Source organism: Microbacterium sp. B19(2022) (assembly GCF_012030385.1).
In the GTDB taxonomy this organism is placed as follows: Bacteria; Actinomycetota; Actinomycetes; order Actinomycetales; family Microbacteriaceae; genus Microbacterium; species Microbacterium oxydans_B.
Genome location: NZ_JAAUVO010000011.1, coordinates 67,155 through 81,650 on the forward strand (window position 1 = coordinate 67,155; position 14,496 = coordinate 81,650).

The 14,496-nt window shown below is 70.5% G+C and carries 10 protein-coding genes; all 10 read left to right on the forward strand.

From position 1 onward, the window contains the following. Nucleotides 1-9 precede the first annotated feature (9 nt). A complete protein-coding gene (locus HCX50_RS11770; RefSeq protein WP_167634511.1) occupies nt 10-1,398 on the forward strand; it encodes a serine hydrolase in 1,389 nt (462 codons plus the stop codon). Next, on the forward strand, nt 1,395-2,318 hold the full coding sequence (locus HCX50_RS11775) for a serine hydrolase (RefSeq protein WP_167634512.1): 924 nt from the start codon (nt 1,395-1,397) through the stop codon (nt 2,316-2,318). Before HCX50_RS11770 ends, HCX50_RS11775 begins: the two co-directional genes overlap by 4 nt. 81 nt (nt 2,319-2,399) lie before the next feature. Then, nucleotides 2,400-3,995 carry an ABC transporter substrate-binding protein gene (locus HCX50_RS11780; protein ID WP_167634513.1) on the forward strand — a complete coding sequence of 532 codons (1,596 nt, stop codon included), beginning with the start codon at nt 2,400-2,402 and terminating at the stop codon, nt 3,993-3,995. A 22-nt stretch (nt 3,996-4,017) separates the two neighbouring features. Next, nucleotides 4,018-5,016: an ABC transporter permease gene (locus HCX50_RS11785; protein ID WP_167634514.1), complete on the forward strand. Its 999-nt coding sequence runs from the start codon at nt 4,018-4,020 to the stop codon at nt 5,014-5,016. After that, complete coding sequence (locus HCX50_RS11790; RefSeq protein WP_167634515.1) at nt 5,013-6,944, forward strand: dipeptide/oligopeptide/nickel ABC transporter permease/ATP-binding protein; 1,932 nt, start codon at nt 5,013-5,015, stop codon at nt 6,942-6,944. The genes HCX50_RS11785 and HCX50_RS11790 overlap by 4 nt, the downstream gene beginning before the upstream one ends. Beyond that, nucleotides 6,941-7,984 (forward strand): ABC transporter ATP-binding protein, encoded by a 1,044-nt coding sequence (locus HCX50_RS11795; RefSeq protein ID WP_167634516.1) that lies wholly within the window; start codon nt 6,941-6,943, stop codon nt 7,982-7,984. Before HCX50_RS11790 ends, HCX50_RS11795 begins: the two co-directional genes overlap by 4 nt. A gap of 19 nt (nt 7,985-8,003) precedes the next feature. After that, on the forward strand, nt 8,004-11,336 hold the full coding sequence (locus tag HCX50_RS11800) for a serine hydrolase (protein ID WP_167634517.1): 3,333 nt from the start codon (nt 8,004-8,006) through the stop codon (nt 11,334-11,336). Then, nucleotides 11,336-12,439, forward strand: coding sequence for a M20 family metallopeptidase (locus tag HCX50_RS11805; RefSeq protein ID WP_167634518.1), 1,104 nt, complete (start codon nt 11,336-11,338; stop codon nt 12,437-12,439). The genes HCX50_RS11800 and HCX50_RS11805 overlap by 1 nt, the downstream gene beginning before the upstream one ends. After that, entirely contained in the window at nt 12,436-13,305 is an 870-nt protein-coding gene (locus HCX50_RS11810) for a GNAT family N-acetyltransferase (protein WP_205829053.1), read from the forward strand. The genes HCX50_RS11805 and HCX50_RS11810 overlap by 4 nt, the downstream gene beginning before the upstream one ends. Continuing rightward, nucleotides 13,302-14,408, forward strand: coding sequence for an o-succinylbenzoate synthase (menC, locus tag HCX50_RS11815; protein ID WP_091031046.1), 1,107 nt, complete (start codon nt 13,302-13,304; stop codon nt 14,406-14,408). Before HCX50_RS11810 ends, menC begins: the two co-directional genes overlap by 4 nt. The last annotated feature ends 88 nt before the right edge of the window (nt 14,409-14,496 follow it).

Here is a 14,496-nt window from a genome sequence, read left to right on the forward strand (position 1 = left end):
GGAGCGCACGTGTCCGACCTGAACGAAATCGGCAGCTGGGTGCGGGAGAACCTTCCCGCGATGCTGGCCGACGCGCACATCCCCGCGGCCTCCGTCGCGATCCTGGCCGACGGTGAGATCTTCACCACCGCCGCAGGAATCCTGAACCGCAACACCGGTGTCGAAGCCGACGTGGACTCGGTCTTCCAGATCGGCTCGATCACCAAGACCTGGACGGCGACGCTCATCATGCAGCTCGTCGACGAGGGGCTGCTCGACATCGACGCCCCGGTGCGCGACACCGTGCCCGCCTTCGCGATCGGCGACGATGCGGCAGCGAGCACGATCACGGCCCGACAGTTGCTGAGCCACGTGAGCGGCTTCGAGGGCGATCTCTTCAACGACACCGGGGTCGGCGACGACGCCGTGGAGAAGTACCTCGCGACGATCGCCGACGCTCCGCAGCTCTTCACCCCCGGCGAGCGCTTCTCGTACAACAACGCCGCCTTCGTGGTGCTCGGCCGCATCGTCGAGGTCCTGCGCGGCACGTCGTACGACCAGGCGCTGCGCACTCACCTCGCCGGTCCGCTGGGCCTGACGCATGTGGCCACCACGGCCTCCGAGGCGATCATGTTCCGCGCCGCGCTCGGGCACATCCCGGCAGAGGGCAGCGACGAGCCGGTTCCCGCACCGGTCTGGAACCTCGTGCGCTCCAACGCACCCGCCGGGTCGATGCTCGCGATGACCGCGCATGATCTGGTGAGCTACGCCCGCATGCACCTGGACGGCGGCGTCGCCCCCGACGGGACGCGCATCCTGTCCGAGGAGAGCGTCCGCGCGATGCAGGAGCGTCAGGTCGAGCTCCCCGAGCTCGGCCTCATGGGCGATGCCTGGGGCCTGGGCTGGGAGATCTTCGACTGGGACGGTGGGCCGGTGATCGGCCACGACGGCGGCACCATCGGCCAGAACGCGTTCCTGCGGCTGGTGCCCTCCGCGGGGGTCGCCGTGGCGGTCCTCACGAACGGCGGGCAGACGGTCGACGCCTACCACGCCATCACCTCCCGGGTGCTCGCGGAGCTGGCCGGGGTCACGATGCCCGCGCTGCCCACGGTGCCCGAGTCGCCCGTCGCGGTCGACCTGGAGCGGATCCTCGGGACGTACTCCTCGTCGGTCTCGGACTCGACGGTGCGCGTCGATGACGAGGGGCGCATCTGGCTGGACCGCACGATGAAGGGGATCTTCGCCGAGCTCGGCCCGGCGCCCGAGCCCGTGGAGCTCGTCGGCTGGGCCGGTGACACGCTCCTGCCCGTCAAAGCCGAGCACGGCATGCGCATGCCGCACGCCTTCGTCGGCGATGACGGCACCGGACGAGCCCTGTACCTGCACACCGGACGAGCCGACCGCCGGGTCGACGCATGAGCACGACGGCGGCGATCGAGCCGGACACCGCAGCGACCATCGGGGCGAGCATCGCGGAGATCTTCGCGGATGCGGGCGCCACCGGGTTCCTGCACGCGCGGGAGATCGGCGAAGAGGGCGGCCCGGAGGTGAGCGTCGATGCCGACGAGCCCGTGGTGCTCGCCTCGGTGTTCAAGATCCTCGTGCTCACGGCGTACGTCCGTGCGGTCGCCGCCGGTGAACTCGACCCGACCGAGCGGACCACCGTGACGGCGCGCTACCGCATCGGCGGCGTGGGCACCGCGGGGTTCTCGGACGACGTCGAGGCCAGTTGGCGCGACCTCGCGCAGAACATGATGACCATGAGCGACAACGCCGCGACCGACGTCGTGTACCACCGGCTCGGGAGTGATGCCGTGAACCGGGTCATCAGCGACCTGGGGCTGCGGCAGACGCGGCTCGTGGGGTGCTGCGAAGACCTGTTCGCCTCGGTCGTCTCCGATCTCGGCGGCACACCCGACAGCGACCTCGACGAGCTGTTCGAGGGGGCGAGCGCCGAGCAGATCCTCGCACTCGACGCGGTGCATCCGATCAAGACCTCGCACTCCACTCCGCGGGATGTCACGACGCTGCTCGACGCGCTGTGGACCGACACCGCGGCACCGGCCGAGGCCTGCCGTCAGGCCAGGGACATCATGGCGCAGCAGATCTGGCCGCATCGGCTGAGCTCCGGCTTCCCCTCCGGTGTGCGCGTCGCGGCGAAGACCGGCACGCTGCCCACCTGGCGCAACGAGGCCGGCGTGGTGACCTATCCCGACGGCCGGCAGTACGCGGTGGCCGTGTTCACCCGCGCCGCGTCGCTGGCCGAACGACAGCCTCTGGTGGACGCCTCGATCGGCCGCGCGGGCTTCGCGGCCGTCGAGCACCTGCGCGCCCTCTGACCTGCACCCGTCTCACCCCCTGCACCATCCACCCCCTGCACCATCCACCTGCACCATCCCGAACACTGCTGGAGGCTTCTGATGCGTTCTCGTACCCCGCTGATCGCGCTGCTGGGCGTTGCGGCGCTCGCCCTGACGTCCTGTGCCGCGAGCGCTCCCCCCGGAGGAGGTGACAGTGCCGAAGGAGTCCTCGCCGACGGCAAGACCTTCACCGCCGCCGTCGCCACCGATCCGGGCACGCTCGACCCGTTCACGACCGTCATCGGCACCGCTCGACAGATCGATCGCTACCTGTACGGTCGCCTCGTCGAGGTGCAGAGCGACGGGACGATCCTGTCCGGCCTCGCCTCCGAATGGGAAGCCGGGACGGAGCAGGCGACCTTCACGTTGCGCGACGACATCACCTGCCAGGACGGCTCGCCGCTCACGGCCTCCGACGTCGCCGCGAACATCTCGTTCATCGGCGATCCGGCGAACGGCTCTCCCCTCGCCGGCGTGCAGGTGCAGCCGGGCACCACCGCGACGGGCGACGACGCCAGCGGCATCGTCACCGTCACGAGCGGACGGCCCGATGCCTTCCTCGTGGAGAACATCGGAAGCATCTCGATCGTGTGCGGCAACGTCGTCGACGACGCCGACGCCCGAGCCGCCGGCGAAGGCGCGACCGGGATGTTCACACTCACCGAGGTCGTGCCGAACAGCCAGTACACCCTGACCCGTCGCGACGACTTCACCTGGGGGCCCGGCGACTGGGATCCGAAGCAGCCGGGCATTCCCGACAAGGTCGTCTACCGAGTCATCCCGAACGAGACGACCGCGGCGAACCTCGTGCTCTCCGGCGACGTCAACACGGCACTCGTGATCGGCCCGGATCGCCAGCGCCTGCAGGACGCCGGGCTGTTCGTCTCCGAGCTGCCGCTGGCGGCCGGACAGCTGTTCTTCAACCAGGCGGACGGCCACCCCGGCTCTGATCAGGCAGTGCGTGAAGCCCTCACGGAAGCACTCGACCTCGCCCAGCTCCGCCAGGTTCTCACGAGCGGAGAGGGCACGGCGGCGAAGAGCCTCATCACGATCGCTCCGAACCCCTGCCAGGCCGATGTCGTCGGCGATCTGCTCCCCGCCTTCGACGAGAAGAAGGCCGCCGCGGGCCTCGATGCCGCCGGATGGAAGGCCGGCTCCGACGGCATCCGTGAGAAGGACGGGACGACGATGACGATCACTCTCCTCACTCCCACGACGCTCGGCGACGGCGGCAGCGCCGCGGCGGAGCTCATGCAGGCATCGTGGAAGAAGCTCGGTGTCGACGTGACGATCAAGACCGTCGATGCGCCCTCCTTGAGCGAGACCCTCTTCGCCTCCGGCGACTGGGACGTCTCCGCTGCTCCGCTGGGCGTCTCGCTGCCGAGCATGCTGGTGCCGTTCTACTCCGGACCGACCCCGCCCAACGGCACGAACTTCGCGTCGGTGGCGGACGACGCCTACACCGCCGCCGTCACCGCCGCCTCGTCGAAGCCGGGCACCGAAGGATGCGCCGACTGGGGCGACGCCGAGAAGGCCCTGTACACGTCGGTGTCGGTCGTCCCGTACGCCAACAATGTGCTGACGACGTTCGGCAACAAGGTGACCTTCACCGAGGGCGACGGCATCGACCCCGCCTCGATCCGCATGTACGAGTAGACCCGAGAGCCGGAGGCAGCCGATGGCCAGCACCACCGCCACCCAGGCGATACTGATCAGATCCGCACGGTCGGACAACCCCTGGGTGTCCTTCCTGGTCCGGCGCGGAGGGCAGTTCGTCCTGTCGGTGTGGGTGCTGGTCACGGCTGCCTTCCTCATGATCCACCTGGTGCCGGGCGACCCGGTCCGCGCCGCACTCGGGATGAACGCCCCGGCCGAGCTCGTGGAGGCGCGTCGCGCCGCCCTCGGGCTCGATCAGCCGCTCTTCGTGCAGTACTTCCACTACATCGGCGGCCTCTTCACCGGCGACATGGGCACGTCCATGATCACCGGGCAGCCGGTCGCCGAGATCATCTCCACCCGCCTGCCCGCGACCCTGCAGCTCGCCCTGCTCGCCGTCGTGCTGGTGCTGCTGGTCTCCGTCCCGCTCGGGGTGACGATGGCCGTCGCGACCCGCGGCGGCCGCCGTCGCGGCCTCGAGCTGGCCTTCGCGACCGGATCCGTCATCCTCGCGGCAATCCCCGAGTTCCTCCTCGCCGTCGGACTCGTCTACTTCTTCGCGGTCTCTCTCAACTGGTTCCCGGTCGCTGGAAACACGGCCCCGTTCTCCCTCGTACTCCCCGTGATCGCCCTCGCCGTCGCCCCCACTGCGGTGTTCTCGCGCATCATCCGGGTCGAGGTGCTGTCCGTCCTCAGCCAGGACTTCATCCGCACCGCCCGGGCCAAGCGGCTCGCGCCGCGCCGGATCTACTCGCGCCACGCACTGCCGAACGCCATGACCGCGACCCTCACCCTCACCGGCCTGCTCCTGACGGGGATGGTCGCCGGCACCGTGCTGGTCGAGAACGTGTTCGCCTGGCCGGGCCTGGGCACCATGATCGTGCAATCGATCCTCACCAAGGACTACTCGGTCGTGCAGGGCATCGTGCTCGTCTATGGGATCGGAGTGCTCATCGTGAACCTGGTGGTCGACGTGATCCTCGCCCTCCTCGACCCTCGATCCACCATCCGGGAGGCATGATGTCGGCACGTACGGCCTGGTCGGGCATCGTCCGCTCACCGCTGGGGATCACCGCGCTCAGCCTGGTCCTCCTCGTCACGCTCACCGCGATCTTCGCGCCGATCATCTGGGGCGCGCAGGCCGAGCAGGTGAATCCGACCGATATCACCCAGGGACCGAGCGCCGCGCACCTGCTGGGCACCGACACCCTCGGTCGCGACGTGCTCGCCCGCGTGCTGGTCGCGACCCGGCTCTCGGTGGTGCTCGCGGTGATCGCCGTGATCATCGGCGTCGTCGCCGGCACGCTGCTCGGTACCGCCCCGTCGGTGCTCCCCCGCTGGATCGGGCGCCCGATCGTCGGCTTCGTGAACATCGCGGTCGCCTTCCCGGGGCTGCTTCTCGCGCTGTTCTTCGCGGTCATCTTCGGGGTCGGATCCACGGGCGCCGTCCTCGCGATCGGGTTCGCGATGGCGCCGCAGTTCGCGCGGCTCACCCAGACCCTGTCCGCGGCGATCGCCGGACGCGACTTCATCGACGCCGCGCGGGTCGCCGGGGTCTCGCGGTTCCGCATCCTCATCCGGCACATCCTGCCGAACATCGGCGAACCGCTCATCGTGAACGCCACCGTCTCCGCGGGATCGGCGCTGCTCGCTTTCGCCGGGCTCTCCTTCCTCGGCCTGGGCGTGCAGGTCCCCGAGTACGACTGGGGCCGGCTGCTGGGCGAGGGCCTGAACCGGATCTACCTCAACCCGGCGGCCGCGCTCGGCCCCGCCGTGGCCGTGGTGATCGCCGGACTCGCGTTCAACCTCCTCGGCGAGACCGCAGCGGCGGCCCTGGGTGGTCGCTCCGATCGCCGACGCCTCCGCCTCCCCGCCATCGTGCGACCCCGAGCCGCTCAGCCCGCGCAGGTCGACGACGAACAAGTGGTGCTCCTCGTCGACGATCTGCGCGTCTCCTTCCCGACGCCGAGCGGATGGGTCACCCCCGTGCGCGGCGTCTCGTTCACGGTCTCGCGCGGCGAAGCGATCGGCGTGGTCGGCGAATCGGGCTCCGGCAAGAGCCTCACCGCGTTGGCCGCCGCCCGGCTCATCGAGCGCCCGGGAGATGTCACCGCCGCACGACTGGACTTCTGCGGCACCCCGCTGCTGACGACATCGGACCGCGCGGTACGGAGCCTTCTCGGCACCTCGCTCGCCATGGTCTTCCAGGACCCGATGACCTCGTTCAACCCGACCAGGCGGATCGGATCGCAGCTCGCCGAGGCTGCGTCGGAGCACCAGGACATCACCCGAAAGCAGGCGATGGATCGGGCGATCGAGCGCCTGCAGTCGGTGCGGGTGCCCGCCGCGGCACGACGCGCCCACCAGTATCCGCACGAGTTCTCCGGCGGCATGCGGCAGCGGGCGATGATCGCCATGGGGCTCATGAACCACCCGCGCCTGATCATCGCGGACGAGCCGACCACGGCTCTCGACGTCACGGTGCAGCGACAGGTGCTGCAGCTCCTCGCCGGCGTGCGCCGCGACACCGACGCCGCGATCCTGCTCATCAGCCACGACATCGCGGTCGTCGCACAGACCTGCGACCGCGTGCTGGTGATGTACGCGGGACGGATCGTGGAGGACCTGCCCGCGGCGACCCTCCACACCGACGCCCGGCACCCGTACACCCGCGCCCTGCTCGAGGTCGTGCCCGAGATCGACGCCGATCGCAGCGAGCCGCTGAAGATGATCCCGGGGCGTCCCCCGGCACCGGGCGCGTTCCCCACCGGCTGCGCGTTCGCCGCCCGTTGCCCGCTCGCCACCGAGCTCTGCCGGGAGACCGATCCCGAGCTCGTGGCGGATGCCGAAGGCCATCGGGTCGCGTGCTGGCATCCGGTCAGCGGCGAGACGGCGGTTCCGGTGACCATCGCCACGGCCGCCGAAGAGGAAGAGACGGTGCTGCGATGAGCGAACTGCGCTTCGACCGGGTCAGCGTGCGCTACGGCACGCACCGCGCAGGTCTCACGGCTGTCGACGACGCGACCCTCACGGTCCCGTCGGGATCCGTCGTGGGACTCGTGGGCGAGTCGGGTTCGGGTAAGTCCACTCTCGCCCGCGCCGCGATCGGCCTCGCGCCCATCAGCGAGGGCTCGATCACCCTCGACGGCGTGGACGTGCGCAGCTTCCGCCGCCGCCGCCCCATCCAGATGGTGTTCCAGGACCCGTTCTCCTCGCTCGACCCGCGCATGACGATCGGCGAATCGATCGCCGAGGCCCTCCCCCGCGACATCCGCGGAACCAGGGCCCGCCGCGCCGAGGTCGTCCGCCTGCTCGACCTGGTGAGCCTCGACGCCGACCGCGCACAGTCGCTCCCGTCGGCGCTCTCGGGCGGACAGCGTCAGCGCATCGCCCTGGCGCGGGCTCTCGCCGCCCGCCCTGAGCTCGTGATCGCCGACGAGATCACCTCCGCGCTCGACGTCTCGGTGCAGGGCTCGGTGCTCAACCTCGTGCGCGAACTGCGGGCGGAGCTCGACCTGACGATGCTCTTCATCTCGCACAACCTCTCCGTGGTGCGCTACCTGAGTGACCACATCGCGGTGATGTACCTCGGCCGCATCGTCGAGTTCGGCCCGACCGAGCAGGTGCTCGACGACCCGCAGCACCCGTACACGCGGGACCTGCTCCAGGCGGCGCCGACCCGGCACGGGAACCTGCTGGCGGTCGACCCACTCGCCCCTGTCGACGTGGAGCCCGCCGATCCGCATGCGCCGCCGAGCGGATGCCGCTTCCACCCGCGGTGCCCGATCGGTCCTGCCGCTCGCCCCGACCGGCAGCTCTGCGTGATCGCGGAGCCTCCGCTGCCCACGGGCACGGCGGGCGCGGCCTGTCATTTCGCGGGGCTGCCCGCGGATGCACCGATCGGGACTGTGCCCATCTCCCAAAGCATCCCCGTGGTTTCGGCCGCGACCACAACACCGACCCCGCTCTCAGCGGACACAGTGAACTGACCATCCGATTGGAGCTCCCATGAACCGTGTCACCGTCGACGACCTGCTCGCCGTCCGCACCCCCGAGCAACCGGCACTGTCACCCGACGGCGCCCGCATCGCCTTCGTGCTGCGGACGACCGACCGCGACGGCGACCGGGACACGCGCGCCCTGTGGCAGGTGCCGACCACCGGCGGTGACCCCGTGCCGCTCACGCACGCGACGGCCGACTCGACCCCGGTCTGGAGCCCCGACGGGTCGCAGCTCGCGTTCCTGCGCGCGCAGGACGGCCCGGCGCAGCTCTGGCTGCTCCCGGCCGGCGGTGGCGAGGCCCGCGGACTCACGACTCTCCCGCTCGGTGCCGGCGCTCCGGCCTGGAGCCCCGACGGGACACGCGTCGCCTTCACCGCCCCGGTCGACAGCGCGGCGCTTCCCGGCGAGACCGCGGAGACCATCCTCGCCCGACGCTCGGCGCCGGCCTCGACCGACCGGCTGGGCTACAAGGCCGATGGTGCGGGCAACCTGGGCACGCTCGTGCAGCAGCTGCACGTGCTCGACGTCGACTCGGGGAAGGTGACGGTCCTCACCCGCGGCCGCTCCCACGCCTCCTACCCGTTCTGGTCGCCCGACGGCACGCGGATCGCCTACTCCGCGAGCGTCGAGGATGACGCGGATCTGACGATGCGCGTCCCCGTGTTCGTCCGCTCCGCCACCGATCCGAACAGCGAGGCCGTGCAGGTCAGCGCCGCCGATGTGCAGGCGACCGCGGTGGGCTGGACGCCGGACGGCCGCCATGTCGTCGCCGCCGGACGCACCGACACCGAGGTCGGCAACGCAGACCTCCTGCTGTTCCCGGTCGACGGCGGCGAACCGCAGAACATCACGCGCAGTCTCGACCGCAACGTGATGCCGGGTGGTCCCGGCTACCCGGGCGGCATGCCGCAGTTCACGGACGGCGGGGACCTCGTGTTCTGCCTCCGCGACAACGGCTACTCGCACGTGTACCGCGTCGCCCCGGACGGTTCGGGCGCCACGGCCCTCGTGGACGGCACCGCGAACGTGTCGGGGCTCTCGGTGGCGGCATCCTCCGCGGCGATCACGCTCGCGACGCCGGAATCCTTCGGCGACATCGCGGTGCTGGACCTCACGGATGGGTCCACCCGTGTCCTCACCGACTACGGCACACCCGCATTCGATCTCCTCCCGGCGCAGGAGCGCCGTTTCACGATCGCCGACGGCACCGTCGTCACGGGATGGCTGCGCCGCGATCCCGATGCCGCAGGTCCGCTCCCCCTGCTGCTCGACATCCACGGCGGTCCGCACAACGCCTGGAACGGTGCCGCCGACCTCGTCCACCCGTACCACCAGGCGCTCGCGCGCCGCGGCTGGGCGATCCTCACCCTCAACCCCCGCGGCAGCGACGGCTACGGCGACGCGTTCTTCTCCGCGGTCTCCGGCGGGTGGGGCGTCAACGACGCGAACGACTTCCTCGAGCCGATCGACCAGCTCGTCGCCGAGGGCATCGCAGACCCGGCCCGACTGGCCGTGACCGGATACAGCTACGGCGGATTCATGACCTGCTTCCTCACGTCGCGCGACGACCGCTTCGCGGCGGCCGTGGGCGGAGGCGTGGTCACCGATCTCTTCTCGATGGGCGGCACCTCCGACTTCGGGCATTACCTCTCGGCGAAGGAGAACGGCGGGCTCCCCTGGCGCGATGAGGAGCGCCTCTCCGCGCAGTCCCCGTTCACGCAGGTCGACCGGGTCACCACCCCGACTCTGATCCTGCAGGGTGCGGCCGATGACCGCTGCCCGGTCGGTCAGGCCGAGCAGTGGTTCACGGCGCTGCGCGAGCGCGACGTGCCCACGCGCCTGGTGCTCTACCCCGGCGGCTCGCACCTGTTCGTGCTCTCCGGTCCTCCGTCGCACCGCGCCGACTACTCGCAGCGCGTGATCGACTGGGTCGAGCAGTACGCGCCGCCGGCCGGCACACCCGTGCGCGCCCGCCTCGACGCCCGTCATTGGCAGCAGCGACTGAGCGCGCTGGCTGCAGCGCACAAGGTGCCGGGCGCGACTCTCGGCATCCTGCGTCTCGGCGAGGAGCCGGTATATGCGCACCACGGCATACTCAACGCGCGCACGGGCATCGAGACCACCGACGACTCCGTGTTCCAGATCGGCTCGATGGGCAAGGTGTGGACGACGACCGCGATCATGCGCCTCGTCGATCAGGGTGTGCTCGACCTCGATGCCCCGGTCGTCTCGTACGTGCCGGAGTTCTCGTCCTCCGACCCGGAGATCACGCGGACAGTGACGCTGCGTCACCTCCTGAATCACACCAGTGGGATCGACGGCGACGTCTTCACCGACACCGGCCGCGGCGACGAGACACTCGAGAAGTACGTCGCGCTCCTGGACGGCGTCGCGCAGAATCACCCGCTCGGTGCGACCATGTCGTACTGCAACTCCGGATTCTCGCTGGCCGGGCGCGTGATCGAGAAGGTCACCGGAACGACCTGGGATCAGGCCATGCGCGACCTCGTGTTCACGCCCCTCGGACTCACCCACTCCTCGACCCTCCCGGAGGAGGCGATCATGTTCCGGGCGGCCAGCGGGCACACCGTGGTCGACGAAGATGGTCCGCACCTCGCACCCGCCTGGATGCTCCCTCGATCGATGGGCCCGGCCGGACTCATCAACTCCACCACGGCCGACGTGCTCGCCTTCGCCCGCATGCACCTGGCAGGCGGACTGGCCGCCGATGGGACGCGCGTGCTGTCCGAGGCCGCCGTGGCGCGGATGCAGGAACGTGAGGTGGACATGCCCGACCCGTACACGCTCGGAGACGCGTGGGGCGTGGGCTGGATCCTGTTCGACTGGAACGGTCACCGCCTCATCGGGCACGACGGGAACACGATCGGGCAGGCGTCGTTCCTGCGTATCCTCCCCGAGGAGGGCCTCGCGGTGACGCTGCTGACCAACGGCGGCAACACCCACGATCTCTACGTCGAGCTGTTCGGGGAGATCTTCCGCGAGCTGGCGGCGCTGGAGCTGCCGTCCGGCCTCACTCCGCCCGAGGAGCCGTTCACAGATGACTTCTCCGAGTTCGAGGGCGTCTACGACCGCTCGGGCGTGCGCACCGAGATCTTCCGCGACGAGAACGGCCTGCGTATGCGCACGACCCTGAATGGGCCGCTCGCCGCCATGCTTCCCGACCCGGTGCAGGAGCATCCGCTGGTGCCCGTCCGTCGCGGCGAGTTCGTGATGCGCCCCGAGGGTGAGCAGGCCTGGCACGCCGTGGTGTTCTATTCCCTGCCCGGCGGCGAGCGCTACCTGCACCACGGCGTCCGCGCGGCGCCGAAGGTGTCGTGATGCCGGTGCAGGCCGGCGTGGACCTCGACCTGGTCCTCGCCGACATCGAGACACTGGTCTCCTGCGAGTCGCCCTCCGATGACCTCGACGCCGTCGCCCACAGCGCCGATGTCGTCGCCGCCCTCGGCGAGCGCCTGCTGGGCGTCGCACCGGAGCGCATCGTGATCGACGGTCGCACTCACCTGCGGTGGCGGTTCGGCGATCCCGCGGTCCTGCTCCTCGGGCATCACGATACGGTGTGGCCGCTCGGCTCGTTGCGGCGGCATCCGTTCCGCATCGATGACGGCGTGCTCCGCGGTCCCGGATGCTTCGACATGAAGACGGGCGTGGTGATGGCTCTGCACGCCGTGGCCTCGCTCAGCGACCGCACGGGCGTCAGCATCCTGATCACGGGGGACGAGGAACTCGGCTCCCCCAGCTCGCGCACGCTGATCGAACAGGAGGCGCTCGGCTGCGCCGCGGTGTTCGTGCTCGAGGCGTCGGCCGACGGCGGCGCCGTGAAGATCGCCCGCAAGGGGGTCTCGCTCTATCGGCTGCACGTCTCGGGGCGGGCGGCTCATGCCGGATTGGAACCGGAGCGCGGCGTGAACGCGGCGGTGGAGGCCGCGCACCTCCTCCTCGCGGTCGCGGAGCTCGGCGATGCGGCGGCGGGGACCAGCGTCACACCCACGCTCCTGCGCGCCGGCAGCACCACCAACACGGTGCCGGCCGATGCGGAGTTCGCCGTCGATGTGCGGGTGCGCACGGTCGCGGAGCAGGACCGGGTGGATGCGGCGCTCCGCGCCCTCCCCGCCACGCTTCCCGACGCCACGGTGCGCGTGGAGGGTGGCCCCAACCGTCGACCGATGGAGCCCGAGGCCTCGGCGGACCTGTTCCGCGCCGCCGTGGCGATCGCCCAGGAGGCCGGTCTGACGCCGTTCGAAGGCATCGCGGTGGGTGGAGCGTCCGACGGCAACTTCACCGCGGCGCTGGGGGTTCCGACCCTCGACGGCCTCGGCGCGGTGGGCGGCGGCGCGCACGCCGATGACGAACACGTGATCGTGGGGATGATCCCGGAGCGCATCCTGCTCCTGCAGGGACTGATCTCCGGAGTAAGGGCATGAGCATGACGGATGCCGCAGCTTTCCGCGCCTCGCCGGAGGAAGCCGCCGACGCGGCGAGCGCCGCCGCGTCGAGGGCGGGGGTGGAGATCCGGTTGCTCGAGGATGTGGGGGATTTCGCCCGGGTGGCGGAGCTGTTCCAGAGCATCTGGACCAAGCAGGGCGAGACCTCGCCGGTCAACGTCGAGACCCTGCGTGCCCTGTCGAAGGCCGGCAGCTACGTGGGCGGCGCGTTCGAGCACGACGAGCTCGTCGGCGCCTGCTTCGGCTTCTTCGCGGCTCCGGATCAGCGCGCCCTGCACAGCCACATCGCCGGTGTCTCGGCGCGGATGCGCGGGCGCAGCGTCGGCTTCGCGCTCAAGGTGCATCAGCGCGCCTGGGCGCTCGAGGAGGGACTCGACGAGATCTCCTGGACGTTCGATCCGCTCATCAGCCGCAACGCCCACTTCAATCTCGTGAAGCTCGCTGCGACGCCCACGTCGTACCACCGCAACTTCTACGGGCACATGGCCGACGCGCTCAACGGTGCGGACGACACCGACCGGATGCTCGTCACCTGGTACGTGCGCGACCCGCGCGTCGTCGCCGCCTGTCACGGGGAGCCCGTGCCTGCGAGAGAACACGACGGTGCGGCGCTGCTCAGCGTGGGCGGTGACCTCGGGCCGCTCCGGCATCGCACCGACGCCCGGCTCGTCCGCGTGGCGCTGCCGCGCGACATCGAGTCCCTGCGTCTCGCCGAGCCCGCCCGCGCGACCGCGTGGCGCCTGGCCCTGCGGGAGACGCTCGGATCTGCGCTGGAGGGTGGAGGGCGCGTGCTCTCGTTCGATCGCTCCGGCGCGTACACCATCGACAGAGGAGAACAGGGATGAAGCTCACCGGATTCGAGCTGCGTGTGATCGAGATGCCGTTGGTGTCGCCGTTCCGCACGTCGTTCGGCGTGCAGACCGTGCGCGAGGCGCTGATCGTGCGGGCCGTCACCGACGAGGCGGAGGGCTGGGGCGAGGGCGTCGCGATGAACGACCCGCTGTACTCCTCCGAGTATGTCGAGGCGAGCGTCGACGTCATCACCCGCTTCCTGCTGCCGGCGCTGGCGCAGGTGAAGGACCTGCATGCCGGTGGCGTGGCTCCGGCGCTCGCGAAGTTCAAGGGGCATCGCATGTCGAAGGCCGCCGTCGAGCTGGCGATCCTCGACGCCGAGCTGCGGGCCACGGGCGTGCCGCTGTCGCGCGAGCTGGGCGCCGTGCGCGACCGGGTCGACTGTGGCGTCTCGGTCGGCATCATGGACTCGATTCCCGAGCTGCTCGACGCCGTCGACGGCTACCTCGACGAGGGATACGTGCGCATCAAGCTGAAGATCGAGCCGGGCTGGGACATCGATCCCGTCCGTGCCGTGCGCGAGCGGTTCGGCGACGACGTGCTGCTGCAGGTCGACGCGAACACCGCCTACCACCGGGGTGATGCCCGGCACCTCGCCAAGCTCGACCCGTTCGACCTGCTCCTGATCGAGCAGCCGCTCGACGAGGAGGATCTGCTCGGCCATGCCCAGCTCGCGAAGGCCATCACGACCCCGGTGTGCCTCGACGAGTCGATCGTGTCGGCGCGTGCCGCGGCGGATGCCATCGCCCTGGGTGCCTGCTCGATCGTGAACATCAAGCCCGGCCGCGTCGGCGGCTACCTCGAGGCCCGTCGCATCCACGACGTGTGCGTGGCGAACGACATCCCGGTGTGGTGCGGCGGAATGCTGGAGACCGGGATCGGCCGGGCCGCGAACGTCGCCCTCGCCGCTCTCCCGGGCTTCACCCTCCCCGGTGACACCTCGGGCTCCGGCCGCTACTACTCACGCGACATCACCGAACCGTTCGTCGTCGAGGACGGCACGCTGACGGTCCCGACCGGTCCGGGCATCGGCGTGACCCCGGATGCCGATGCGCTGGATGCCGTGACGGTGCGCACGGAGTGGATCACCTTCTGAGCATGGGTTGATGTCCCGTGGGGCACGACGAGCCTGTCGAGATCGACCAACTGTCGATACGATTTCGTCGTGCCCCACAGCTCCGCGA

Bases quoted from the DNA above. Each gene is read 5' to 3' on its own strand.
- HCX50_RS11775 (WP_167634512.1), top strand. From the start codon at position 1,395: ATGAGCACGACGGCGGCGATCGAGCCGGACACCGCAGCGACCATCGGG.
- HCX50_RS11780 (WP_167634513.1), top strand. From the start codon at position 2,400: ATGCGTTCTCGTACCCCGCTGATCGCGCTGCTGGGCGTTGCGGCGCTC.
- HCX50_RS11785 (WP_167634514.1), top strand. From the start codon at position 4,018: ATGGCCAGCACCACCGCCACCCAGGCGATACTGATCAGATCCGCACGG.
- HCX50_RS11790 (WP_167634515.1), top strand. From the start codon at position 5,013: ATGATGTCGGCACGTACGGCCTGGTCGGGCATCGTCCGCTCACCGCTG.
- HCX50_RS11795 (WP_167634516.1), top strand. From the start codon at position 6,941: ATGAGCGAACTGCGCTTCGACCGGGTCAGCGTGCGCTACGGCACGCAC.
- HCX50_RS11800 (WP_167634517.1), top strand. From the start codon at position 8,004: ATGAACCGTGTCACCGTCGACGACCTGCTCGCCGTCCGCACCCCCGAG.
- HCX50_RS11805 (WP_167634518.1), top strand. From the start codon at position 11,336: ATGCCGGTGCAGGCCGGCGTGGACCTCGACCTGGTCCTCGCCGACATC.
- HCX50_RS11810 (WP_205829053.1), top strand. From the start codon at position 12,436: ATGAGCATGACGGATGCCGCAGCTTTCCGCGCCTCGCCGGAGGAAGCC.
- menC (WP_091031046.1), top strand. From the start codon at position 13,302: ATGAAGCTCACCGGATTCGAGCTGCGTGTGATCGAGATGCCGTTGGTG.